The following is a 24,739-nucleotide window of genomic DNA, read 5'->3' on the forward strand; positions in this document are numbered from 1 at the left end:
AGCGTTTTGCTGTATATAAATAAAAAAATAAATGCATTTGAATGCTTAATACAATAATTTTTTTTAGCTAGATAATTAATGCTTCAAAAAAATGAAAAAAATTATCAAAAATAAAAATTATTGTATAATACTTATGCATTTTTGCTAATGGAGAGGTAGCGAAGCGGCCAAACGCGGGTGGCTGTAACCCACTTCCTCACGGTTCGGGGGTTCGAATCCCTCCCTCTCCACCATTTTGCCCCTTCGCCAAGCGGTAAGGCATTGGTTTTTGGTACCAACACGCGTTAGTTCGAATCTAACAGGGGCAGCCATTTCGTCGAAAGACGATTTTTTTATTTTTATGGTATCATAAGGTCATGATTAGATCAGGAACTTTTAAGGAATCTATAAAAAATTCAAACAAAATTGTTGCAGGTTCAATAATTACTTTTGCAATCGGTATTGTGATTGCACTGGCAGGTGGAATTGTATTTGCAAGTTTTGCAAGTCTTTTTGAATCTTTTGCTCAGATTTCTATAATGTGATATGTTATAGCGAATGTGGTCGATTTCGCTTTAATATTGGTTATTCTATTGGCCGGTCCAAGAATGAAGTCATATATTTTGGCTCCGCTTGTTGCAATTTCATTATTTTTACTTGGATTTTTAGACCTTGGTTATGTGCTTGTGAGATTCGCATCCGAACCATTTAAAATTGCTGGAATATTCTTTATACCTGCTGTAGCCATGATTGTGATTGGAGCATTAGCAGCAGCAGACAAAATCAACATCACAAAAGTTAATATTTTGATAGCTATAATAATGCCAATATTCCTAATTTTTGTAGTAGTATCATTTTTTGTATCAAATAGAAATGTTATTTTTACAATAATTTCAGGTTTTGGATTTTTATTGGTTATTCTTTATATGTTTATTGATTGATGATTTATATTTTCATTCAATAAATATTATAAGTCTCTTGATGATGAAAATAGAACAACTGAATTAGCTGCAAGATATTCAATATATTTTGGTTTTAAATTAACATTTGATTTTGTTTATGCAATAACATATTTAGCAAGTTTTTTAAGAAAATAAGTTGGGTGTGCCAACTTTTTTTATACAAAAAAAGTATAAAAAAAATGGCGATCACGAGAGGATTCGAACCTCTGACAACAAGCTTAGAAGGCTTGTGCTCTATCCTGCTGAGCTACGCGACCATTGCTTAAATATTGTAATACTTTTTTACAAATAAAACAATATTTTTTAAAAATATATTTTATGGAGTTCTTATTTAATTTTACATTTTTTACTAATATACTCATTTTTGAGTACTTTTGGTTAAAATTATAAGTGATAAATTGTAAGTCAAATGAAGCATATTATTCATTGGTAAAATTTAGTAAAATAAAATATATTATATGTTAATTTTTATAAAGGATTAATAATGGAAAAATATAGTGAACAAGAGCAAGTGCGCAGAAACAAACTGGTTCAATATGCTCAAAATAATATTGTAGCATTTAAAAAGGCATACAACTTAGGTGAGTTAAGTTATAGTGATGTTCTTGCAAGCGATTTTGAAAAATACACAAAAGAAGAATTGCACGAACTGCACATAATAAGAAATATATCTGGGCGTCTTATTGGACGTCGTGGTCCTTTTTTAGTAATTAAAGATTTTCATGGAAGTATTCAAGCATATTTCAACAAAAAAGAACTACCTGAACAAAGTGAATTAGTTAGTTCTTTAGATATTGGTGATATTGTTTGAATTAGTGGTGAAATGATGAAAACAATGACTGATGCTGTTGTTGTTAAAGTTCAAAAAATTGAATTGTTATCAAAATCATTGAAACCTCTACCTGAAAAATATCATGGTCTTGTTGATGCTGAAGAAAGATATAGAAAGCGTTATGTTGATTTAATTGTTAATGAAGATTCAAAAGACAAGTTTATTAAAAGAATAAAAATTACTCAATGAATTAAAGAATATTTCAATTCATTGGGTTATCTTGACGTTGAGACACCATTCTTGCATGACTATATTTCAGGCGCTGCTGCTAAGCCGTTTTCAACTCATCACAATTCATTAAATCAGGACTTTGTTTTAAGAATTGCAACTGAAATACCACTCAAAAAATTAGTTGTTGGTGGATTTGATCGTGTTTATGAATTAGGCCGAATTTTTAGAAATGAAGGTTATGACACAACTCATAATCCGGAATTTACAACAATTGAGTTCTATGAGGCATACTCAAATGTTGAAGGTATGATGAATAGAACTGAAGCATTATTTAAATTACTTTGTGAAAAGTTAGGCAAATATAAATTTATGAATAATGGTGTTGAAATTGATTTGTCTAAGCCTTTCAAAAGATTGAATATGGTTGATGCTGTTATTGAAAAGACAGGTGTCGATTTTAGAAATATAACAATTGAGAAAGCAATTGAGGTAGCAAAAAAACATAGAGTGAAAATTGAAAAATTCTTTACGATTGGCCACATTATTAATGCACTTTATGAAGAATTGGTTGAACATGAGTTGATAGAGCCTACATTTGTTTATGGTCATCCTATTGAAGTTTCTCCGCTTTCGGCTAAGTCAGATGACCCAAGATTTACAGAACGTGCAGAATTATTTATTAATACAAAAGAATATGCAAATATGTACACAGAGCTCTCTGATCCAATTGACCAATTAGATCGCTTTAAAAAACAAATTGAAGAAAAAGCAAACGGAAATGATGAAGCAAGCGATATTGATTGAGATTTTATCGATGCTCTTGAATATGGTATGCCTCCAACCGGTGGATGTGGAATTGGAATTGATAGACTAGTTATGTTGCTTACTGAAACATCTTCGATAAGAGATGTGTTGTTGTTCCCTACATTGAGAAGCGTTAAAAAATAAACAAAAATTTCAGAATCATTTCTGAAATTTTTTTACCAATATACACGTATTTGAGTATTTTTAGGCAATTTAGAAATTGTATATAAAACTCGAAGTCTTGATGTTGTTGACTAAAATTGTTGCTTTATGAATGTCATCTTTTAGTGTCTTGTGAGAAGTATAATATTTCTGAAGAGCATCAATATCTAATGTGCTAAAAATAATGTTTAACTTATTATTTATTATTCGATTTGCAATTATGTTGCTTAAATAATCAAATAAAAACCATGAGTTAGCTGTTTCTGAACCAAGACCATCAATCACTAATACATCAACATTAGATAAAATTTGTGAGATATCTTTCGCATCATTATACTTTGAACTAAACGAAGACTTAAGATATGTAAAGAGCGATTGCGTTTTAAAATAAACTGTATTAATTTCACTTTCAGCGAATTCAAGAGATATAGCCTGAGCTAATTTAGAATTAGTTATAGAGTTGTTCGAGTATGCAAAAATACCTTTAGATAGCGCATACACGTCGTTAGTTTTAAATGCTTCCAAAAGACATTTCACTCTATTTTCCATCTGTGATTGTTCATTATTTTTGATTATTATTTTATTGAGTTTTGATTTTGAATCGAAAGGTGAAATGTCAGAAAGTCATAAATGTTTTTGTAGATTCAATATATCAGTAAGTTTGTTTTTTACTGGTTTTTTATCGAAACATAATTTGCCATTAACCCTAGATAATTCAATAGTATAGGGAAATTTATTAACATCATTAATACTGTTTTTTAAGTCAATAAAATCAGGCAAAAATTCATAAAGTTCATCTCATGTTACTGCAAATTTTTTGAGTAATGAAACAAACTTTTTAGGTGCAGTACTTATAATTTTTTTTATAGAGTTTTGGAATTGTTCATCGTTATTGAAGAGAACCTTTTCAATTCTGAAATCATCCTTTGAACTTTTATTAGTATGATCCATCATATTTGGAATCTCCTAATTTAAGTCCTGCAAGATATGTAGCTTTGTAGAGGTCTTTTCTATTAACTAGTCCGCCATTTTTGTGTTTGATTAACGAGTCAATGTATATTTCTAGCGGTTCAAATAAAAATATTTCTTTTTTAATTAAATCTTGAATTATTTTAGATACATATTGATAGTTTATTTTTCCATTAACTTCACTTGAATAAAAGAAAATAAGATTTATACATGGATCACTAAAACCTACCTCTCTTGAATCTTTGATTAAATTTATGATACTTTCAGTTGGTATTTGACCTTGTATTTGACCAAAAAACTCACGTGAATCAGTTTTTAAAATTGCTTCATAAATATTTCTATACTCAAATGTATTTAAGTCAATTTTTTCCTGTACAAAAGTGTTCATTTCTTGTGTATTTATGTTTTTGTTATTCATATGATTGTCATCTATATCAAGTAATGAGAAATCATCATCAGCATCAAAAACATCTTCGTAGCGAGCAGAACTATCATAAAGGTTAATTGTTTTAGTTAATGGAATATTTTTATCTTTACCAATTAAACGATCATAGTTTTGTTTACCAACTATTTTTAAAAGCTTGTTAGCTAAAATTAAGTTAGTTTTAAAGCCTTTTCGATCAAGAGGTTTTTCTATAATAAAAAATGTTTTACGGTTGAAATTATCAATATATGTTGATAAAAGAGACACAGCTTCTAACATTATTCTAGCTTCATTTAAGTCCTTTAAAGACATTTTTAACATATATGTGACACTATCATAATCATGGAAACCAGAATCGCTTCCTTCATGGATTGCAAGATCTCTAAGATATTCATATAAAAGGATCGCGTTAGCCCCTAAAATTGGTGCATAAAATTTACGAAGATTTTTGAGATCTTCTCCAGCAATGATAGACGAATTTTCGACTGTAAAATATGGATAAATAATGTTTTTTATCATATGCACCTCTCTGAAAAAAAGTATGCCATTTTCGGCATGCTTAAAATCATTTTAGAGCATAAGCAAAACTAATTTTAAAATTTTTTTATTTTGGTCAATGCTTTCAAAATTGTCCATATAGATATCCACAACAGGTATTTTGGAAAAAAGCGCTTTTATGGCCTTTTTTGTGTCGTTTTTCTTATCTAATGCTCTTAAAGTGGACTTATCCACATTTCGTTTTAACAAATTTTTTTGTCTTTTTTGCTCGCTTGTAGACAAGCATAAAACCATATTAAACAAAGGCAAAAAATCAAAATTTTCATTTACTAAAATAGGTAGTTCAACAAGCTCATAATTCCCTTTTTTTAGTGCTCTAAATATTTCAGGCATTACGACTTTTTCTAATATATTGATATTTGAGTATGTTTGGTTAATTCACTCACGAATTTTCGATTTAGATACGCCATTATCATCAATTAAAAAATCACCAATTTTTGACTTAATTGCGTTATATAAAACACCATTTTTTTGGTATTCTTTTTCCACAAATTTATCAGTAAAAAAGATTTTGTGTTCATCGACGCCACAATTATGCAAAAAAGTTGATTTACCAACCCCTATTTTTCCTATTACTGCAATCATTTTAATTATTTTATTTCCTTGTATGATTTGAGTGCGAGATTTGCACTAGTTTTATATGCTCTGGCTAATCCATTACCTAATTTTATTCCACCAAAATATCTGACCACAAAAATTACTGCATTATAAGTATTAGTTTTAATTAATAAATCTCTAATTGGTTTACCACCAGTTCCTTTTGGTTCACCATCATCATCAAAACCTGCATTAATTACATTTTCATTAAAAAATGAGTATCCATAACATATGTGATCTGGTTTTTTGTATTGTTTTTTAATTTCTTGAAGAATATTTTTAAGTTCTTCTTTTGAAAATACTGGAACACATATGCTATAAAACCGTGATTTCTTGATTTCATATTGGTGAAAATTCATAAATAAATTATAAATAAATAAAGATAAAAAAATGAGCAGTCCTAAAAAAAGTATAAAAAAAATGGGGCGACTGAAGGGATTCGAACCCTCGAATGACGGGACCACAACCCGCTGTGTTAGACCACTTCACCACAGTCGCCATAGGCTATTGAATTATATTACAAAATAATTTTTTGTCAAGTTTTTTATTTTTTTTGACTTTTTCAACTGAAAAAGACATAAATTCAATAAAATTTAATAATCTTATATATATTTTAATTTATTAATATAAATTTTATATATAATTGCATTAAAGTTATATGAAAGGATTGTAAAATGATCACAAAACACTCATCAAAATACATTATTTCAGCAGATAAAACTAAAGTAAAAAAATGTTTTACACTTGAAGATGCACTAACTGGTAAAAAATCAAAATATTGTTCATTATTTGACATTACACAGTTATTTTCAGAAAAAAAAGAAGATCCTGATACACGTATTTGATTCCAAGAAGACAATAAATTTATTGGTAGTTTAAGTTATGCTCAATTGAAATCTGATGTTAACGATTTAATTTCTATTGGTGTTCATGATAATCAAAGTGTTGAGTTTTTAATTAATAACAATATGTTGGACCAAGATCATAAACTAGCTTTTGTTGATACAAGAAGAACAAAAATTATTACTTTATTAACTATCGCTACTACATTATTGGTTGCTGTTATACTCATTTGTGTATTGATATTTGTAAAAGTTATTCCAACTAAATAATAATTATGTTACATATTATTAAATAAATTTTAAGGAGATATTATGCCTGTAAAAAAAGCAAAAAAAGAAAAATCAAACCAATCAACAACGACTTCAAAAGTAAAATTAAATAGATTTTATTTATCTGAAAAATATGATAATGATAGAAATATTTCTTTCAACTTAAAACGTGCTAATGTTAGCAAACTTCTTACTTTTAAAACATTTGTTGAGGGAGTTGAAGAGTTTAATAAGATTGCATCAACTCTTGAAGGTAATTCACGAGTTTGATTCCATCAAAAAGGTGCATTTAGAGGTTCAACAACACCAGAAAAAACAGGAACAATTATTGAGCGTGTTGAAGAAGCAAATGTTAAAGATGAAAATGCAATCGAATTTATTAATCAAGAAAAACTAGTTGATATTGCTGAACCAAAAACCAAAAAAGTTGAAGTTGAAGAAGTAGAAGAATTTGTTCTTGATGACACAAAAGAAGAAGAAGTTCAGGTTGCACAAGAAAATAACGAAGAAATCGTAGAAGAAGTTGTTGAAGAAGTTTCAAAAACTGATGAGATGCAAGAAAGTGAACATATATCAGAACAAAACGTTGAAGCAACTGTTGAACATGTTGTTGATGATTTTGAAAGAGTTGCACAAGACTTAATTATCTATGTGACTGATGCTAACTTAAAAAGACCACGTGAAACTGAACTTTCTGATATTCATGGTGAAACAGAATATGAGTTTATTCCAACTATGGTTAAGTGAAATGAAAATTCAGTTTTAGTTTACTATGTAATTCGTGATGGTGAAAGAGAATCAAAAGAATATTCAAAAGTTGTAGCCGGTTTTAAAGGTGAAGAATTAAAAAATAGAGAAATCACAAAACACTATGTTGATCGTTCTGAGTGATCAACCGTTGCATATTGATTAATAGGTACTGAAATTGTCCTAGCAGTTGCTTGCTTAGTTTTACTAGCACTATTTCTTCTAGGAATATTCCAAATTGTAATTTAAATAATCATAAAATTGCAGTTATCTGCAATTTTATTAAATGTTGATTTTATAACATAAAGGAGTTATTATGAAAACTATGTTAGATGTTGTATCAAAAGTAGCTTATGAGCATTGCAAAGACTATATTTTTGTTGACTTTAATTTCTTGTTCGACAAAGTCGAAAAAGAATTGATTGCAAAATGAACTAGTGAAGCTCAAGAAAAAGAAATCTCATATGATAAACTTAGAGTTAATAAACTAGGTGAGTTGTATAGATTATTAACAGTTGATTCTAACTTTGTAAGAAATTCTGAAGGTCAGTGATCAATTCGACCTGGATTTGATGCTTCAAGGACAAATCATGAAATTAATTAATGCAAAAGAAATGATTGCAAAAGCATACAAAAATAAGTATGCTATACCGCACATAAACATCAACAATTTAGAGTGAACTAAATCAATATTGATTGTTGCTCAAGAACTTAAATCTCCAATCATTTTAGGTGCTTCTGAAGGCGCAATTAAATACATGGGTGGTTATAATGTTGTTAGCAATATGGTTCAAGGGTTAATTAAAGACCTTGCAATAACTATTCCAGTTGTTTTGCATTTAGACCATGGAACTTATGAAGGCTGCTTGAAAGCAATTGATGCAGGTTTTAGTTCAATTATGTTCGATGGTTCTAAACTAAATTTTGACGAAAACTACTCAAAAACGAGTGAATTAGTCAAAATTGCTCACAGTAAAGGCGTAAGCATTGAGGCTGAAGTAGGCGAAATTGGCGGCGAAGAAGATGGTATTGTTGGCCAAGGAGAATTAGCAAGTCCTGAACATGCTAAAAAAATGAGCGATTTAGGAATTGATATGCTTGCTGCAGGAATAGGAAATATTCATGGTAAGTATCCTACTGAATGAAAATCATTAAATTTCACTCGTCTATGTGAACTTAAAGAAGCTTCAAGCGTTGGTCTTGTTTTGCATGGTGGTTCAGGTATTCCAAAAGATCAAATTCAAAAAGCAATTTCGCTAGGTATTGCTAAAATAAATGTTAATACTGAACTTCAATTATCATTCCACAATGCTTTGCGAGAATTTATTAAATCTGATAAAGATTTACAAGGTAAAAATTATGACCCTCGTAAATTGTTGGCCAACAGTATTGAAGCAATTAAACAAACTGTTCGTGAGAAAATTCTTGAATTTAATTCAAATAATAAAGCATAAAAATACAATGGTTTTAGTCCATTGTATTTTTTAATTTCGCATTACAATAAATCAATCAAGAACATCAAATACATTAAAACACTGATAAACGACACTGAGTCAAGACGGTCTAAAAGACCACCATGCCCTGAAAGCATTCTCGAGTAATCTTTTATTCCATTAATTCTTTTAATATATGAGAAATATAAATCACCAAGAACACTAATAAAAGGAGCAAACAATGAAAATAAAATCTTCACGCCAATATTATTAAATAAACCTAATGAGAATGTAAGAGTCAGCGAGGCAGCAGAACCTAACAGTATTGAAGCAATAAATCCTTCTCAACTTTTTTTAGGTGAAATAACTGGAGTAAAAGGTCTTTGAATGAATTTTCTACCTCATATACTGCCAAAAATATAACCAAATGTATCAACAAATGTAGCAACTAAAATAATCGTAACTCAATATTTTCATTGACCATTATATACAATTGCAGCATGGAACACTTTTAAAAATATTGCTAAAAATCAAGTTGTTATTAAACAAATTACAAATCTTATAAATCTATTAGATATTGAAATAAGTGTACGAGTAAATACCTCAATTAATAAGAAAACCAATGAGATTGCAAGTGAAAATATTATTACAAATGGGTCCTTGCTTAATGTTGAAAAGTAATTAAGAAAGTATTCATAACCGTTGAAGGTTTGGTTGTTTTCTGGTTTAATTTGCAATCAATCAATCGTAACTTCTTTGAGCGGTATGAATGTAGTAAGTGAAAAAAGCAATGTTAATGTTATAACTCAATACCACTTTATTTTTTGAGCATTAAAGAACTCTCATAAACAAATAAAAAATAAAGCATATACAAAAACAAATGAAAAAGATCTTGCTATCAATGATTTATGCGAAAAAATTGAAAGTGGTATTAAACTCGCTAGCATAATAAATGCGAATATTAGACCTGGAAGCACTCTTTTAATCAATGTTTTTTTCATTTTATTACCACTTTTAATTATACATTAATAATATTTATCAACAATTAAATAAGACTGCTGATAAATCAAAAATTTGACTAAAACTACTCTAAAACGTGTGTTAACGTAAAAATAAAATAAATGACACACAATATATTAAATTGAATTTTTACTTTATAATATAGATAAATAATGGAGTTATATAAGAATGAAATATAAGCGTATATTGGTAAAACTTTCTGGTGAAGGGTTAGCAAATAAATCAAAAAGCCTTGCTATTGATTATGACCATGTAGAAAATATTGCATTACAACTTAAAAAAATTGTTGATTCAGGTGTTCAAGTAAGTGTTGTGATTGGTGGTGGCAACTTTTGAAGAGGCGCAAGTGCTGAAAAAAATGGCATCCCTCGTAATGGAGCAGATTACATCGGTATGATCGCAACCATAATGAATGGTAAAGCATTGCAAAGCGGTTTTGAAAAAGTAGGTTTAAAAGCAAGAGTTCAGTCATCATTAAATATTGATGAAAGAGTTGCTGAATATTATATTAATGAAAAAACTATTAGATATTTAGAAAAAGGTGAAGTTGTAATTTTTGTTGGTGGTACTGGACGTCCATATTTTACAACTGATACTGCTGCTACACTTTATGCATCTGAAATTGGTGCTGAAGCAATATTTATGGGAAAAAATGGTGTTGAGGGTGTCTATGATTCAGATCCTAAGATAAATCCAAATGCTAAAAAATTTGACGTAATTACATATGATGAGATTCTTGAAAGAAAATTACAAGTTATGGATTTAACTGCAACATCAATGGCTCGTGATAATAATATTAGTTTAATTGTGTTTGACATTCAACAACCAAATGCAATTTTAAGAGCCCTTGAAGGTTCAATTGAGTACACGGAGGTAAAAAAATAATGGAACTTGATCTTTACTTATTAAAATTTGATGAAATAGCAACAAAAGCTATTCATCATTACAATTTTGAATTGTCAAAAATATCAACAGGTAGAGCAAATCCACAAATTGTTAAAGGTATTAGAGTTGATTATTATGGTACACCTACTCCACTTGAAGAAATTTCTTCAATTTCTGTACCTGAACCATCTCAACTTTTAATCAAGCCTTTTGATATGTCAAGTGTTAAGGACATTGCTAAAGCAATTTTAGCAGCTAACATTGGCGTAAACCCTGTGGATGAAGGCAATCAGATTAGACTAACATTTCCAACATTGACAACTGATAGACGTAAAGAATTAGTAAAAAGTCTTTCAAAATACACAGAACAGGCTAAAGTAGGTGTTAGAAATGCTCGCCAAGATGTTCTTAAATCTATAAAAGCAGACGAAGAATTATCAGAAGATGAACAAAAAAGATATCAAGATGCAATTCAAAAAGCAGTCGATGCAAAGATGGATGAGATATCAAAAATAACATCTTCAAAAGAAAAAGAATTAACAAGTTTATAGTGTGTAAAACACACTTTTTTTATGAAGAATAAACGAATTCCCTATCTTTCACAACTAATTATTTCAATTATTTGTTTTTGTTTATCATTTGTTTTAACACTTATTTTAATAATTTTGAGCAATGTTATCAATGAACCACGACCAAAGTTGGCTCATGGAATGATAATTTCAATTCTAGTCATGCTTTGCTTATCAATAATCATTCACATTATTAGTATTCCATATGCATTGGCCTATAACAAGTATTTATATCTTCATACAAATCAAAATAACTTCACCTTATTTAAGATTTTTTATGTTATTGTAGCATTTTTTGCAATGGCTCGCTGAGAAAAGGAACTTATCTCATTAAATAGTCAAAAAGTACTCAAAAATGAGTATATACGTAAAAATCAAATCTAAAAAAACCTGCTTTAATTAGCAGGTTTTTGTTATTTGCTTTTGATTGAAATATAATATGTAGTATTATCTTTATCCCTTATAACATTGAAGAAACTAGATAATTCTTTTTCGAAAAACGATAACAATTTTGAATTAGATGCACCATAATTTTTAGGGTTAAAATTACGTGAATCTTTTTTCAAAAACTCGCTAATTTGAGATAAATAGAGTTTGCTGTTTTGCTTATTTTGCTCAATAAAAAAGTTTTTTATTTTATCAACAAGCGCAATTATATCTTTGTTGACTAAATCAGACTTTTTATCTTTAGCTTCCTTGATCAAATTAACACTTATAAATTCATCACACAATGAAGTATAGGTGTCTCGCATATTTTTTGAACTCGCCCCTATGACAAATTTGTTTTCAGATTTTACTTTTTTAATGATTGAAGAAAAATCACTGTCATTTGTGGCGTAGCAGAAAGAGTTTATAAAATCTTTATTTAGTAATTCCATCGAGTCAATTGCTATCTCAATATCAGCTACGTTTTTGTTGTTTCCATAACCGACACATAGTTTTGGTGTTAGATTAAATTTTATTCATTTATCCTTGGTTTTTTTCCCTGTTGTCTCGGTGTTTGAAATATAAGCAATCGAAGTGACTACTAATTGATCTTCTTTATTTAGTTCCTTTAAAAGAATATCTAGATCCTCTTCATTGTTAAAATTATCATAATCAATCAAAAGTGCAATTCTTTTAATTGGTTCATTCATAGTTTATCCTTTGTTTTCTGTGTGAAAAACATTTTTTTAATTTTAAAGAATATTGAAGAGTGCGAATGATTAATAAATTTGTGTTGTCTCTTCTACAACACATATAAATTATATATTGTTATAACATTAATTGTTGTTAATCTTTATTAGACTAAGCGATTGTAACATTAATTGTGTAAAGTGACGAGGTCAAAATTTACCAATATACACGTTTTTGAGTACTTTTGGTAAAAAAAATACTTGCACAATGCAAGCATAGATTAATTTATAGTTTTAAATTTACGTACCTTAATAGAGTCAAATACAAACTCTTCAATTTTCTTTAAAAATTCAGTATATTCAGGTAATTTTGTAAATTTATTAAAACTATCTTCAGAACTTCAACGCTCAATAATTGTAAATTTATCACCTGCTCAATAACCATCTATTGATAAATTTAATTCCTGTTGTTTTGATATATAGATTCAGTTTTTTATATAAGTTGTAAATTGCTCTTTGAGTTCTTTTTTTATTTTTAACTCTTTGATAACTACACTAATCATTAGATCTCCTTATTATTTTAGACGATTGAATAAAATGAATTTATCTTCGCAAACATGATTGTCAAATTTTTTGAAATCAGTAATTTTATCATAATCAAATTGATTAATCTTCAATGCTTTAGCCACTTCACTTATTTTAGTAGGCAAGACAATTTGCAATGATCATGCAACAGCATATATCCCGTTTAGCAATCTGTTCAAGACTAAATTTAACTCGTCAGGATTTTCAGTAAGTTTTCATGGAGTAGTTTCATCAATATATTTATTGAGTTTTGAACATAACTCCATAGATTTTTTGAATGCTTTGTCAATTTTAAATGAGTCCATTAGTTCATTAAATTCGTTTGGAAAAGCACATATTTCTTCTTCAATTTTTGTATGGATTTTTTCGTTAGATACTGAAAAATGAGTACCTTGGTCAAATGAATTAGAAATCATTTTAAGTGTTCGTGAAACTAAATTACCAAAGTTGTTGACTAAATCTGCATTGATTGTTTCTTTTAGTTTTTCTTCACTAAAGTTTCCATCATCACCAAAAATTATTTGCGAAGCAAAGTAATATTTAATCATTTCAGGATGGTAATTTTTTAATAAGTATTCTGGTTCAATTGCATTTCCTAGAGATTTAGACATTTTGCGGCCATCTTTGTCTCTTAAAAGACCATGACTCAAGATATGAGTAGGTTGTTTTAAACCAAGCGCTTTTAAAAACATAGGTCAATAAATAAAGTGAAATCTTGTGATTTCTTTACCTAAAACATGAATAATTTCATCACCATTTTCTCAATATTTTAAATAATCTTGACCAGGACTATCTAAATCAAATTTCAATGCTGTTACATAGTTAAACAATGCATCCAATCATACATAAAGTGTGTGTTTAGGGTCTTGCTCGGTCGGAATTGCTCACTGAATATTTGTTCGTGTTACGCTTAAATCCTCAAGGCCTTGTGATACAAAATTAGTGTTAATTTCATTTAACGTCTTGTAAGGGAGCAAAAAATCAGTGTTTTCATTAACATATCCAATTCATCACTCTTGCATATCTGAAATTTTAAAGAAATAACTTGCTTCGCTCATTTGAACAAGTTCATGTTTTGAAGTAGGGTGATAAAATTTTGAATCTATTTCTAAAGCCTGAGCTTTTGTTAAAAACTCTTCATCTTCAACTGAATAAAGGCCCTCATATTTACCTTTATAAATGTAGCCATCATTAAGAAATTTTGTAAAAATTTTCTTAACTGCTTGTTCATGGTGTGGTGCAGTTGTTCGAGAAAAGTAGTCAATATTTACACCTCAATCTTTTCATGTTTGTTGATAAGTTTTGACTAGTTCATCAACGAATTCCTTTGGTTCTTTATTGAATTTTGCTGCTTTATTCTGTATTTTTTGACCATGTTCATCACTCCCGGTCAAAAATTTAACATCATAACCACGAGCAATTTTATAATTTGCAATAGTGCGAGCCATAATTGTTGAGTAAAGATGGCCAATGTGTAAAGGTCCTGAAACATAATAAATTGGTGTTGTGATATAACAGGTTTTTTTCATTTTTACTCCTTAATTTTGAGTGGCTGATATAACTTTTTGATTTCATCTAGGTAGTCATGATTATTTTTATCGTTTGCGTCATGAAGATACAAGTTAGGTAAAAAATGAACACTTCAACCCGCTTTATATCTGGACTCAATGAGTACAAGTTTTGGTTTATCATTGATGCGAGGCACAATAAATTGGATTCTTTTTGGTTCGAAATCATATTTTCTAAGTAGAGCGAAGCAATCAACTATACGCTCAACAGGCAAAACCATTGTAAGATAACCTTTTTGCTCAATAATTTTCGCACTTCCTTGAATAATTTGTTCAAGATTTAATTTTATTTCATGAGTAGCAATCAACATTTCTTCTGTTATTTGCTTACTTAATTTCATATTTTGAGGCGGATAAAAAGGTGGATTTACAACAATCGATTCATATTTTTCAATACCATTTTTTGTACAATGTTTGTAATAGTCATTGAAATCTGCTTCAATTACGTTTATTTGGTCTTGTTTGTTGTTTAATGCTATGTTTTTTTGTGCTAATTCAACAGCTTTAGATTGGATTTCAATAGCATCAATCTTTATTCTTTTGCTGCGTTCTGAAATAAAAATACTCAAGGCTCCATTATTAGTTCCAATTTCAAGCATTCTAGTTATTTTTTTGTTCAAAAATACAAAATTACCTAGCAAAATTGTATCAACAGAGTAATTGAACATTGTTTTATCCTGATAAATAAATAACTCTGAGTCAAAACCTAATGAATTTTTAACTAAATTATTTTTTGTCATAGTTTTTAAATGATTTCTTTACAGTTGATATATTTTTCTTTAAATCTTTGTAATATTGAGCATAATTTGAAACTAAACATGCATCAACTTTACCATTAATAGGATCTGTTTTAATAACAACTATTGCAACTTTATCGCCTAATTTATATCTATTTTTAGTAACTCTTCCAACTAATTCAGTCATTTCAGTATTAGGTGAATAATCATCATCACACATAGTGCTTACATGAATCAATGCATTTGTTTTGTTCTTAAATTCAACAAACATTCCAAATTTAACAATACTTACAATTTGGCAAGTAAATGTTTGACCAATTTTATCTCTAAAATATTCAGCATAAAGAAGATCATTTGTATCGCGTTCGACTTGTAAAGCATTTTGCTCAGCAACACTATTTGCATCAGCTATTGCAGGCAATATTTTATTCATATGTTCAATTTTTGTACGATCATTATTCAATAAAACATCACGAATTGCTCGGTGAACTATTAAATCAGGATATCGTCGAATAGGACTTGTGAAGTGACAATAGAATTTTGAAGCTAGTCCAAAGTGGCCAATATTTTGAGGACTGTATATAGCCTTAGACATTGTTCTTAAAAACATAACTTGAAGGAAGCTATCAAATCTCTGTTTTTTTATTTTTTCAATAGCTTCTTGGAATGATTTTGGAGTTATGTTTGTTGTGTCTAAATCAACTTTTATGTTTAAAGCACTCATGACTTGTTTAAAATTCTGGATTTTTTCATCACTTGGTACGTCATGAATTCGATAGAGTAGTGGAATCTTGTGTTCAGTTAATATTTTTGCAACTTCTTCATTAGCACGAACCATAAAGTCTTCAATCATAGCTTCACTTACACCATTTTTTTGTACAACAATATCAAGTACTTTTCCATTTTCATCAAGAATTACTTTAGGTTCTTCAATCTCTAGGTCAATATAACCTTCATCATTTTTAACTTTTCTTATTTTTTGAGTTAATTCGTATGCTAAACCTAGCATTTTGTTTAAATTATTATCATTAAAACGTTTTTTATTCTCAATAAAATCATTAACTCTTCCGTATGTTAGACGATATTTTGAATTAATAATTCCTTGAGTAAGTCTAGAATTAATTGTTTTACCATTGTTATCAATAGTAATTATTGCCGACATTGTGAATCTATCTTCGTTTGGATTTAGTGAGCAAATTCCATTTGATAATTTTTCAGGCAACATAGGTATAACTTGGTTTGCTAAATATGTTGATGTTCCACGTTTAAGTGCTTCTTTATCTATTGCACTATTTTCTTGAACATAGTAGCTAACATCTGCAATATGGACTGCTAATTCATAGTATTTATTGTCTATTTTTTTAACACTTATTGCGTCATCGTAGTCTTTTGTTGTGTCTCCATCAATAGTGACAACGAGTTCGTTTCTGAAATCTTCACGTTTTTTCATTCCTTTTTCATCAATTTTGTCAGGAATTTTATTAGCTTCATTTTCAACTTCTGTATTGAATGATTTTGGAAGATCTCGTTCAGAAAGCAATGATTTTACATAGCAAAGAGGGTCAGCAGTATTTGATACTTTTTCAATGATATTTATCTCAACCTTGTCGTCATGATATGAAACTACTTTAGCCATTACCAAATCATCAATTCTTGCATCAACTAAAAATTCTTTTATTGAAAATGAAAGGTTTTTGTGTTCTCTTTTCAATGGTTTAAAAACCATATTTCCATCAAATAGTTCAATAACTCCAGCAATTTTTTTGCTACTTCTTTCAATGATTTCACTTACAATACCAAATGTTTTTTGCTCATTATGATCTAAATTTTGGTAAATTTGCGCTCTTACTAAATCACCAGATAAGGCTTTATTAAAGTTTGAAGCTGCAACGAAGCAAGAGATTTTTTCTTCATTTTCAGTGTTTTCAATATCAATAAAACCAAATTTACCTTCCTGAGCATATTTTAAAACACCTTCAACGGTACCAATATGTTTGATAGCAAAATATGTTAGTTCACGCGTCATAACGATCATATTGTTATTGATCATTTTCTTTAAAACAAAGGTTAATTCTTTATTTTTGTTAAAAGGAACCATACAACCTTTAGCAATTGCTAAAAAATTACAGCCCGGTCGAGACTTAATAAAGTTATAAATCTTTTCAGTTTTAATCATAAATTATTTAACAAGAATTTTAATAAGAAGAGCTAGTACAATGGTTAATAAACCACAACCAAACATGCTTCATTTTAATAATTTCTTTACTCCTCTCTCTTTTGAAGTTTTAAAAAGTTCAAGATCTCCTGAACCAACAAGCGCTCCCGAAAAACCATTTGAATCAGGAGACATCATCAATGAAATAATAATAACAACTATTGCGACAATAATCATAATTATTGAAATAATTAAACCAGCCATGCACCCTCCTAAATATTTATTATTATATACTATCATTCAATATTAATAATTAATATACCTAATTAATTACAAAATGTACATTTTTGTCCAAAAGTACTCAAAAACGTGTATATTGGTAAAATTATGAATTAATTCTCTACTGCTTCATAATCTCAATAATTTTACTGAAATTACACTAAAATACACGTTTTTGAGTATTTTTAGTAAAAAACACAACTCATTTAAATTAAAAATTAAAAATTAATTTATAATTAAATAACTATGCTAAATAAAAGATCTAATATTAAAAAACCAATCATAATTTTCACAGGACCTAGCGGTGTTGGAAAAGGAACGATTGAGAAAATTTTATTTGAGAATAAGCAGCTAAGATTGAAGCTTTCAGTTTCAGCTACAACTCGAGCACCACGCGTTGGCGAGATAGATGGTGTTCATTATTTCTTTATTTCAAAAGAAGATTTTGAAAGCAAAATTAAAAATAATGAGCTTTTAGAATACAACCATCACTTTGATAATTATTATGGTACTTTATTTAGCGAAATTGATTCTATTCATACCAAAGGTTTGGTTCCATTTTTAGAGATTGAAACAAGGGGTGCTAAATTAGTCCTTCAAAACAAAGAAAATCAAAAGAAATATAACATAATTACTGTTTTTATTTTGCCTCCATCATTTGAAGAACTTAAACAAAGAATTATTGGAAGAAACACTGAAACACAAGAGTCGATTGATAAAAGACTTGAAAAAGCAAAACAAGAAATGGCTGAAAAAGACATTTTTAAATATCATGTAATTAATGATATTCCTGAACGTGCTGCAAGTGAAATTGAAGAGTTATTATTGAAAGAGTTGTATGAATAATTATGCTCAATTAAGTGTTACTGGTAATTATCGCACTGAAAATCAAGACAAAACTGGCGTCTTTTTAAGTGAAGATGTCGGTTTCTTTGTGCTCTGCGACGGGATGGGTGGCCATTATGGTGGCGCACTTGCTTCAAATATTACAGTCAATACATTCAATCAAAGATTTCATAATACCTTACCTTTAGCTGAAAATAATATCAATAGTTATGTTGCATGATTTAAAACAACTGTTGAAATTGCAAAGCAAGAAATGACCAAATTAGGCGAGAATGATGAAGCAAAACTAGATATGGGAACTACTGTAACTGCAGCAATTTTCAGTAATAAAGAGAAATTTTTATACATTTTTAACATCGGTGACTCTCGAACTTATGTCATAAAAAAAGAAGGTGATCTTGAACAAATTACAGTGGATCATAATTTGTTAAATAGACTTATTCGTGAAGAAGGTTTTAGTGAATTAAAAGCAAAAAAAGTGCATTATTTCACAGCTTTAACTTCAGCATTAGGACCACAGAAAAAAACAAAAATTGAGGTTTTTGATCTTAGTTATGAGTTTGATAATATCTCTGGACTGCTAGCAACTAGTGATGGTGTTCATGGTTTTATTGATAAACCTTCAATGGAAATGATACTCAAAAAAAATATTGAACCACAAGAAAAAGTTGAGTTATTAGTGAATAATGCATTGGAAAATAATTCAACGGATAATGCTTCAGCAATATTTATTGAACTTAACAAAAATTCAGAATGGAGTGAATAATAATGCCTTCTCAAGACAGTAGAATTTATAAAAAATACAGAATTATAAATAAAGTAGGTTCAGGTGGATTTAGTGATGTTTTTAAAGTTGAAACAATTAATGAACCCCATCAAGTTTATGCGCTAAAGTATCTTAAATTTAACGATAACACTGATAATACAGTAGTTATCAACCGTTTTAAGCAAGAGATTGCACTCTATAAATCAATAAATTCCATTCGTATTGCTAAGTATATTGAATCATATGTTGGTGATGATGAACAATATTTAGTAATGGAATTTGTAGAAGGCGAAAGCTTACATTCTCAAATTCGTAAAGGTGGCAAACTTATATCAAAAACTGCAGTAAATTATGCTATGCAGATTGCTGAAGCACTTGGTGAATTACACAGTATTGGAATAATTCATCGAGATATTAAGAGCAATAACATCATGATTACTAGAGATCGCAATGTTAAAGTTATTGATTTTGGTCTTGCGTTAGGCCAAAATAGTCAACGTTTTACACAAGATCTTAAAGTCATAGGTTCTGTTTATTATTTAGCTCCTGAATTATGCACTGCGAATAATAAACCATCTATTCAAACTGATATTTATGCATTAGGTATTCTACTTTATGAGATGCTTACAGGTACATATCCTCTTAAAGGTAGCGATGCTTTAGAAACAATGAAAAAACAAAAGTCGCTAAGCATCCCGGATATAACAAAAATCATTGAAATTCCACAGGCATTAGCCAATGTTATCTATAAGGCAACTAACAAAGATCCATCAAAAAGATACAAAACAATGTGAGAAATGCGTGAAGACTTAAGCACTTCTACAAAACCTGAACGCTACTATGAAAAACCATATAATGCGAAGCGTGATAGAGCGAAAAAATCATTGCAAGAGGTTATTAATTCAAAACAATTTATTTATTCTGCAATTGCAATAATTTTAGTAGTCCTTATTGTGGGTATAGTGCTTATAGTTGTATTTGTTTAGGAGTATTGTGCAAGGAAAAATTTATTCATTAACTGGTGGTCGCTACCATATCAAAGATGTCGATGGCAATATGCATTTTTTGCCTGCTGCAGGAGTATTTAGACACAAAAATATTGATCCAATTGTTGGCGATAATGTAGAGTTTGAGCCAAATAAGTGTATTAATAAAGTACTTGAGCGCAAAAACTCATTTATTAGGCCTAAAGTTGCTAATATTGACTCAATAATTGTTGTTATGAGTGTTGTTGAGCCAGATTTTCAACCTTATTTAGTAGATAAATATTTAGCTTTTATTGAAGCAAACAATATTGAGCCAATATTGTTTATAACAAAAGTGGACTTAGCACTTAGCGAGTGAAAAGACAAATATATCTCAATGGGTTATAAAGTATTCAATATTGATTATCAAAATGCAAATTTAAAGTCAATGCTTAGTCCAATTTTTAAAAATAAAGTTATTTCACTAATGGGTCAAAGCGGCGTTGGCAAAACAACTTTTATTAATGCAGTTGCTGGTACTCATTTTGAAACTCAAGCAATATCAAAATTTGCCAACCGAGGTCGTCACACTACACGTGTTGTGCAAATTATCCAAACACTAGGTGGTGAACTTATTGATACTCCAGGATTTAGTAGTTTTGATATAAAGTTATCAAAAATTAGACTTGCTCAATCTTTTAATCAGTTTAAAGAACTTTCTAAAATGTGTAAATTTAAATCGTGCTTGCACATTAATGAACCTGAAGAGTGATGCAATATTAAATTAAGTTTAAAAAGCGGTGTAATTCCTGAATTCAGATACAAAAATTATTTAAAAATGATGAAAGAGGCTAAGGATGAATAAAAAAAATGTAACACCCTCACTTTTGAACGTTGAAGAAGGAAAAAGATGAGAAATGGCGCAAAAATTACTCAATGAAGGTATTAAATGAATTCATTATGATGTGATGGATGCAAAATTTGTGCCAAATAAAGCAATAGAACTTGAAGAAATTCAACAGATTAAATTAAAAACATCAAAACACTTTATGGATGCTCATTTAATGGTCGAAAATCCTTTAGAATATCTTGATAAATTTAAAGATGTAGTTGATATAACCACTGTGCATTTTGAAGCTCTAAATTCAAAAGAATTCTATAATTTTTTAGTTAAAAAGCACCATGATTATCGAATTGGTTTAGCAATAAAACCTGATACACCTGTTGAAAAAATAACAAAATTTCTTCCTTATATTGCTCTTGTATTGGTCATGTCGGTTGAACCTGGTGCTGGAGGTCAAAAATTTATTGAGTCTTCTATAGATAAAATTAAGGAATTAAAAGATTTAAGAAATAAAAATCAATATCAGTACTTAATTCAAGTTGATGGTGGTATTAATTCGCAAACAGGTCCTAAATGCTTTAAAGCAGGCGCAGATGCTTGTGTTGCTGGAACATTTTTAGTTAATAATCCAACTAAAGAAACTATTCAGTCAATATTGAAGTAGAATTTTACCAATATACACGTTTTTGAGTAGTATACGTCAAAAAAAGAAAAAAAATGCAGATATTACTGCATTTTTTGAATTGCTTTTTCTGCCTCGATTTCTTTATCAGTAGGCATAGACAAGTTTGAACCTATATAAGAGAAAATTTCAGGGTTTTGGTTGATAAATTTACCTTCCAATATTCTAATAACACTCTCAACTGTGTCTTTTAGAGGTACATAAACACCTTTTGATTTTGTAAAGTGTTCAGTCATAAAGAAGTTTTGAGTGAAGAAGTTTTCAAGTTGCAATGCTTTTTTAACAATGATTTTGTTATCTTCATCAAGCTCATCAAAACCTAGAATTAGAATAATGTCCTCTAGATCTCTATATGCTTTTAGAATACGTTTTGTTTCAACGATTGCATCATAGTGTCTTTTGCCAATTATTTTTTCATTTACTGTGTTAGATGAAGAAGCCAATGGTTCAAATGCTGGATAAATACCTTTTGCTGTTTGCTCACGTGAAAGAACCATATTTCCATCAAGGTGGTTGAATACTGCAACTGCTGAAGGATCAGATAAGTCATCCATTGGTAAGAAGACAGTTTCGAATGCTGTAATTGAACCATTTTCATTTTTGAACAAACGTTCTTGAACGTTTGCAATATCACTTTCAAGTGTAGATTGGTAGCCACCAACTGATGGTTTTTTACCTAAAGAAGCACTAACTTCGTTTTCAGCTTGCACGTATCTATACATATTATCAACAAAAAGCAATACGTCTTGTTTATCAATGTCTCTTAAGTATTCAGCAGCTGTAACACCTAAAGGAACTATTGAACTTCTTGCGCCTGGAAACTCATTTATTTTTGAAACAAACATAATTGAATTGTCCATTAAGTTTGATTCTTTAAGTTCGTCATATAACTCAATTGCCTCACGACTACGTTCACCTGAACCAATAAAAATGTTTGAAGTTTTTGAATCTTTTTTGTTTACGTTGAAAATGATTTCTTTCATAACAACAGTTTTACCAACACCGGCACCACCAAAAATACCTAATTTGTGGCCTTTGAGAATAGGGATAAAGAAGTCAATTGCTTTAATTCCTGTTTCCATAATTTCAGGTTTAGAGTCATTAAAACGAGTTGATCTAGGAACTGAGTTCATTTCAATATATTGAAGTTCTTTATTATTTTCCAATAAAGGTTTTCCATATATGTTAAAAATGTTGTTTTTTGAACTTTGACCAACAGGAACTTTAAGAGAAATTTGACCTACATTTAACTCATCATCAAGTGAGATTGGCTTAAATGCATAAACAACAACGGCTAAAACGGTTTCTTCATCAATAATTCTTTTAACCATTAATGAACTTTTGCCTTCATGCAATGTGATGATTACATTTGGTTTAGGAAGTTTTTTGTCAGGAAACTTAATTTCAATAATATCATCAGTAATACTGCTAATTCGAGCCATTATTTAACCTCCATAATGTATTTAATTTTGTTTCAAAATGTTGCATCAATTGCTAAAAATGGGTGTTTATATTCAATTTCTCAACCTAAGCCAAATTTTTCTGAGAATTGAGCCAATGCATAAGCAAAATAATTTTTCATTACCTCATCATCATAAGGTTCATTATTTTGCATTGTTTTAAATGCGTTTTGAGCCTCAGGATACAGGTTGATAAAGTTATCAATAAATTTAAGTGCTAATGATTCGTCTTTAACTCCATTCATTATGTTTCATGAAGCCATTTTTGCCATTAAAATCATGAATCTTGATGAGTAAAGTGAAAAGCCTTTTTGAGTAAACATCTTTTCAATTGCCTTACCTTTATTAAGTAATGCTGATGTTTCTTTATTGAATTCATAGTCAATCATTGCAAGTTTAAGGTGTTTTTTGTATGAACGATAAATTTTACTAATTTCACCTGCAACTCTTGTTATTGAGTGATTTTGTACTGATGAACCAGTACGCGACACTGATAAATCAATGTTAATTGCTGGCAATTTACCTTGTGCAAATAAGTCAGAACTAGTTACAATTTGACCATCTGTAATTGAAATAACGTTTGAACTTATTAAGCTTGTGATATCGCCATCAACTGTTTGAATAATTGGTAAAGCAGTAATAGTTTTACGATCTTTGAAGCTTCCTGCACGCTCTAATAATGATGAGTGAGAGAAGAAAACGTTTGAAGGCATTGCTTCTTTACCTACTGGTTTATCAGTTAAAAGTGCAATTTCACGAATAATGTTTGCATGTTTTGTTAAATCATCAAAAACAATCAAAACATCAAAGAAGTGTGAAAGGTTTTCTGCATGAGCCATTGCAATGTAAGGTGCTAAATATTGTTCATAAACACTGTTTGCAGGAGCATCAACAATTATTGTGTTTTCAAGAGCATTATTTTCTTTAAGTTGGTTGTAAATGTGTGTAATTGTTTCTTTCTTTTGACCAATTGCAACATAAATACATTTAGTATCGCTTTGTTTACCTTGATTTATTATTGCGTTGAGTGCAATATGTGTTTTACCAGTTTGTCTATCACCAATAATTAATTCACGTTGACCTTTACCAATAGGGATCAAGAGGTCAACAGCACTAATTCCTGTGTAAAGTTGTTTGTTTAATCTTTCTACAGTCATTAGGTTGTGTGCAAGACCAAAAATTGGATATTTTTGAGGAAAAATCTTGTTTTTTCCATCAAATGCTTCAGGGTGAACTAAGTCACCATCAATATTAATAATGTGTCCAAAATATTTTGTGTAAGTTGAAACGCTTTCGTCTTTGTCATCAAGAACAATTTCATCATTAATTTTTACTAAATTAGGATGGTTTGCAAGTAGATATGCACTATTTTCATTTGCAGAAATTAAGAATAATTCAACTTCATGCTCACTTAATATTTTGAAGTGCTGTCTTTGTTTGTAGTTGAATTGACCTTCAACCTTAATGATATAGTCAAATATAGCACATACTTTTGGATTTGAGTTTTTCATAT

General features: G+C 29.4%; 27 protein-coding genes and 4 tRNA genes. 15 read left to right on the forward strand and 16 right to left on the reverse strand.

Annotated features, from left to right (window positions below):
* The first annotated feature begins 149 nt into the window (after nt 1-149).
* The 3 genes from E1I18_RS02265 (at nt 150) to E1I18_RS02275 (ending at nt 1,076) form a co-directional block, all read left to right on the forward strand.
* Nucleotides 150-233, forward strand: a tRNA-Tyr gene (locus E1I18_RS02265).
* A gap of 3 nt (nt 234-236) precedes the next feature.
* Nucleotides 237-311: transfer RNA gene (locus E1I18_RS02270), tRNA-Gln, on the forward strand.
* A gap of 45 nt (nt 312-356) precedes the next feature.
* Nucleotides 357-1,076 (forward strand): MAG0110 family membrane protein, encoded by a 720-nt coding sequence (locus tag E1I18_RS02275; protein WP_141483982.1) that lies wholly within the window; start codon nt 357-359, stop codon nt 1,074-1,076.
* 45 nt (nt 1,077-1,121) lie between these two features.
* On the opposite strand, the gene E1I18_RS02280 is transcribed toward E1I18_RS02275, so the two are convergent.
* Nucleotides 1,122-1,198: transfer RNA gene (locus E1I18_RS02280), tRNA-Arg, on the reverse strand.
* Nucleotides 1,199-1,425: 227 nt separating this feature from the next.
* Between E1I18_RS02280 and lysS the strand changes: the two genes are divergently transcribed.
* A complete protein-coding gene (gene lysS, locus E1I18_RS02285; protein ID WP_141483983.1) occupies nt 1,426-2,892 on the forward strand; it encodes a lysine--tRNA ligase in 1,467 nt (488 codons plus the stop codon).
* A gap of 69 nt (nt 2,893-2,961) precedes the next feature.
* Here the strand turns inward: lysS and E1I18_RS02290 are convergent, their stop codons facing one another.
* From E1I18_RS02290 to E1I18_RS02310, 5 genes are all read right to left on the reverse strand, one after another.
* Entirely contained in the window at nt 2,962-3,861 is a 900-nt protein-coding gene (locus tag E1I18_RS02290) for a P-loop NTPase family protein (RefSeq protein WP_141483984.1), read from the reverse strand.
* Nucleotides 3,848-4,822: a replication initiation and membrane attachment family protein gene (locus tag E1I18_RS02295; protein WP_141483985.1), complete on the reverse strand. Its 975-nt coding sequence runs from the start codon at nt 4,820-4,822 to the stop codon at nt 3,848-3,850. Before E1I18_RS02295 ends, E1I18_RS02290 begins: the two co-directional genes overlap by 14 nt.
* Nucleotides 4,823-4,873: 51 nt before the next feature.
* Nucleotides 4,874-5,446: a dephospho-CoA kinase gene (locus tag E1I18_RS02300; RefSeq protein WP_141483986.1), complete on the reverse strand. Its 573-nt coding sequence runs from the start codon at nt 5,444-5,446 to the stop codon at nt 4,874-4,876.
* Nucleotides 5,447-5,451: 5 nt separating this feature from the next.
* Complete coding sequence (locus E1I18_RS02305) at nt 5,452-5,817, reverse strand: YigZ family protein (protein ID WP_141483987.1); 366 nt, start codon at nt 5,815-5,817, stop codon at nt 5,452-5,454.
* A gap of 62 nt (nt 5,818-5,879) precedes the next feature.
* Nucleotides 5,880-5,956: transfer RNA gene (locus tag E1I18_RS02310), tRNA-His, on the reverse strand.
* Between the two features lie 176 nt (nt 5,957-6,132).
* Here E1I18_RS02310 and E1I18_RS02315 point away from each other — a divergent pair.
* The 4 genes from E1I18_RS02315 (at nt 6,133) to fba (ending at nt 8,771) form a co-directional block, all read left to right on the forward strand.
* On the forward strand, nt 6,133-6,570 hold the full coding sequence (locus E1I18_RS02315; RefSeq protein ID WP_141483988.1) for a hypothetical protein: 438 nt from the start codon (nt 6,133-6,135) through the stop codon (nt 6,568-6,570).
* A 42-nt stretch (nt 6,571-6,612) separates the two neighbouring features.
* Nucleotides 6,613-7,566, forward strand: a complete 954-nt coding sequence (locus E1I18_RS02320; protein ID WP_141483989.1) for a hypothetical protein — start codon at nt 6,613-6,615, stop codon at nt 7,564-7,566.
* A 67-nt stretch (nt 7,567-7,633) separates the two neighbouring features.
* Entirely contained in the window at nt 7,634-7,921 is a 288-nt protein-coding gene (rpoE, locus tag E1I18_RS02325; protein ID WP_141483990.1) for a DNA-directed RNA polymerase subunit delta, read from the forward strand.
* Entirely contained in the window at nt 7,908-8,771 is an 864-nt protein-coding gene (fba, locus tag E1I18_RS02330; protein ID WP_141483991.1) for a class II fructose-1,6-bisphosphate aldolase, read from the forward strand. The genes rpoE and fba overlap by 14 nt, the downstream gene beginning before the upstream one ends.
* Before the next feature lie 41 nt (nt 8,772-8,812).
* Here the strand turns inward: fba and E1I18_RS02335 are convergent, their stop codons facing one another.
* The gene (locus E1I18_RS02335) at nt 8,813-9,751 is read right to left on the reverse strand and encodes a phosphatidate cytidylyltransferase (RefSeq protein WP_141483992.1); all 939 of its coding nucleotides are present in this window, start codon (nt 9,749-9,751) and stop codon (nt 8,813-8,815) included.
* A gap of 187 nt (nt 9,752-9,938) precedes the next feature.
* Here E1I18_RS02335 and pyrH point away from each other — a divergent pair, with 187 nt between their 5' ends.
* Both pyrH and frr read left to right on the forward strand, forming a co-directional pair.
* Complete coding sequence (pyrH, locus tag E1I18_RS02340; RefSeq protein WP_141483993.1) at nt 9,939-10,655, forward strand: UMP kinase; 717 nt, start codon at nt 9,939-9,941, stop codon at nt 10,653-10,655.
* Entirely contained in the window at nt 10,655-11,206 is a 552-nt protein-coding gene (frr, locus tag E1I18_RS02345) for a ribosome recycling factor (protein WP_141483994.1), read from the forward strand. Before pyrH ends, frr begins: the two co-directional genes overlap by 1 nt.
* 41 nt (nt 11,207-11,247) lie before the next feature.
* On the opposite strand, the gene E1I18_RS03725 is transcribed toward frr, so the two are convergent.
* The 7 genes from E1I18_RS03725 to secG form a co-directional block, all read right to left on the reverse strand.
* On the reverse strand, nt 11,248-11,415 hold the full coding sequence (locus tag E1I18_RS03725) for a hypothetical protein (RefSeq protein ID WP_170218521.1): 168 nt from the start codon (nt 11,413-11,415) through the stop codon (nt 11,248-11,250).
* Between the two features lie 222 nt (nt 11,416-11,637).
* Nucleotides 11,638-12,360, reverse strand: a complete 723-nt coding sequence (locus E1I18_RS02350; RefSeq protein WP_141483995.1) for an NYN domain-containing protein — start codon at nt 12,358-12,360, stop codon at nt 11,638-11,640.
* 260 nt (nt 12,361-12,620) lie between these two features.
* On the reverse strand, nt 12,621-12,902 hold the full coding sequence (locus E1I18_RS02355; RefSeq protein WP_141483996.1) for a putative quinol monooxygenase: 282 nt from the start codon (nt 12,900-12,902) through the stop codon (nt 12,621-12,623).
* Between the two features lie 12 nt (nt 12,903-12,914).
* Nucleotides 12,915-14,453, reverse strand: a complete 1,539-nt coding sequence (gene metG / locus E1I18_RS02360; RefSeq protein WP_141483997.1) for a methionine--tRNA ligase — start codon at nt 14,451-14,453, stop codon at nt 12,915-12,917.
* Nucleotides 14,454-14,455: 2 nt separating this feature from the next.
* The gene (locus E1I18_RS02365; protein ID WP_141483998.1) at nt 14,456-15,232 is read right to left on the reverse strand and encodes a tRNA1(Val) (adenine(37)-N6)-methyltransferase; all 777 of its coding nucleotides are present in this window, start codon (nt 15,230-15,232) and stop codon (nt 14,456-14,458) included.
* Nucleotides 15,219-17,405 carry a ribonuclease R gene (gene rnr, locus E1I18_RS02370; protein WP_211334704.1) on the reverse strand — a complete coding sequence of 729 codons (2,187 nt, stop codon included), beginning with the start codon at nt 17,403-17,405 and terminating at the stop codon, nt 15,219-15,221. Before rnr ends, E1I18_RS02365 begins: the two co-directional genes overlap by 14 nt.
* Nucleotides 17,406-17,408: 3 nt before the next feature.
* Nucleotides 17,409-17,648, reverse strand: coding sequence for a preprotein translocase subunit SecG (gene secG / locus E1I18_RS02375; RefSeq protein ID WP_141483999.1), 240 nt, complete (start codon nt 17,646-17,648; stop codon nt 17,409-17,411).
* Nucleotides 17,649-17,909: 261 nt separating this feature from the next.
* Between secG and gmk the strand changes: the two genes are divergently transcribed.
* The 5 genes from gmk to E1I18_RS02400 are packed head-to-tail and all read left to right on the forward strand — an operon-like array spanning nt 17,910 to nt 21,748.
* Entirely contained in the window at nt 17,910-18,509 is a 600-nt protein-coding gene (gmk, locus tag E1I18_RS02380) for a guanylate kinase (protein WP_141484000.1), read from the forward strand.
* The gene (locus E1I18_RS02385; protein WP_141484001.1) at nt 18,502-19,275 is read left to right on the forward strand and encodes a PP2C family protein-serine/threonine phosphatase; all 774 of its coding nucleotides are present in this window, start codon (nt 18,502-18,504) and stop codon (nt 19,273-19,275) included. Before gmk ends, E1I18_RS02385 begins: the two co-directional genes overlap by 8 nt.
* A 2-nt stretch (nt 19,276-19,277) precedes the next feature.
* Nucleotides 19,278-20,261 carry a serine/threonine-protein kinase gene (locus tag E1I18_RS02390; RefSeq protein ID WP_235888477.1) on the forward strand — a complete coding sequence of 328 codons (984 nt, stop codon included), beginning with the start codon at nt 19,278-19,280 and terminating at the stop codon, nt 20,259-20,261.
* A gap of 7 nt (nt 20,262-20,268) precedes the next feature.
* Complete coding sequence (rsgA, locus tag E1I18_RS02395) at nt 20,269-21,105, forward strand: ribosome small subunit-dependent GTPase A (protein ID WP_141484003.1); 837 nt, start codon at nt 20,269-20,271, stop codon at nt 21,103-21,105.
* Nucleotides 21,098-21,748 carry a ribulose-phosphate 3-epimerase gene (locus tag E1I18_RS02400; protein ID WP_141484004.1) on the forward strand — a complete coding sequence of 217 codons (651 nt, stop codon included), beginning with the start codon at nt 21,098-21,100 and terminating at the stop codon, nt 21,746-21,748. Before rsgA ends, E1I18_RS02400 begins: the two co-directional genes overlap by 8 nt.
* 62 nt (nt 21,749-21,810) lie before the next feature.
* Here E1I18_RS02400 and E1I18_RS02405 read toward each other — a convergent pair whose 3' ends face one another.
* A complete protein-coding gene (locus E1I18_RS02405) occupies nt 21,811-23,211 on the reverse strand; it encodes an MSC_0618 family F1-like ATPase beta subunit (RefSeq protein ID WP_408634147.1) in 1,401 nt (466 codons plus the stop codon).
* Nucleotides 23,208-24,737 (reverse strand): MSC_0619 family F1-like ATPase alpha subunit, encoded by a 1,530-nt coding sequence (locus E1I18_RS02410; RefSeq protein WP_141484006.1) that lies wholly within the window; start codon nt 24,735-24,737, stop codon nt 23,208-23,210. The genes E1I18_RS02405 and E1I18_RS02410 overlap by 4 nt, the downstream gene beginning before the upstream one ends.
* Nucleotides 24,738-24,739 lie beyond the last annotated feature (2 nt).

Source organism: Mycoplasmopsis mucosicanis (assembly GCF_006546935.1).
GTDB lineage: Bacteria > Bacillota_I > Bacilli_A > Mycoplasmatales > Metamycoplasmataceae > Mycoplasmopsis > Mycoplasmopsis mucosicanis.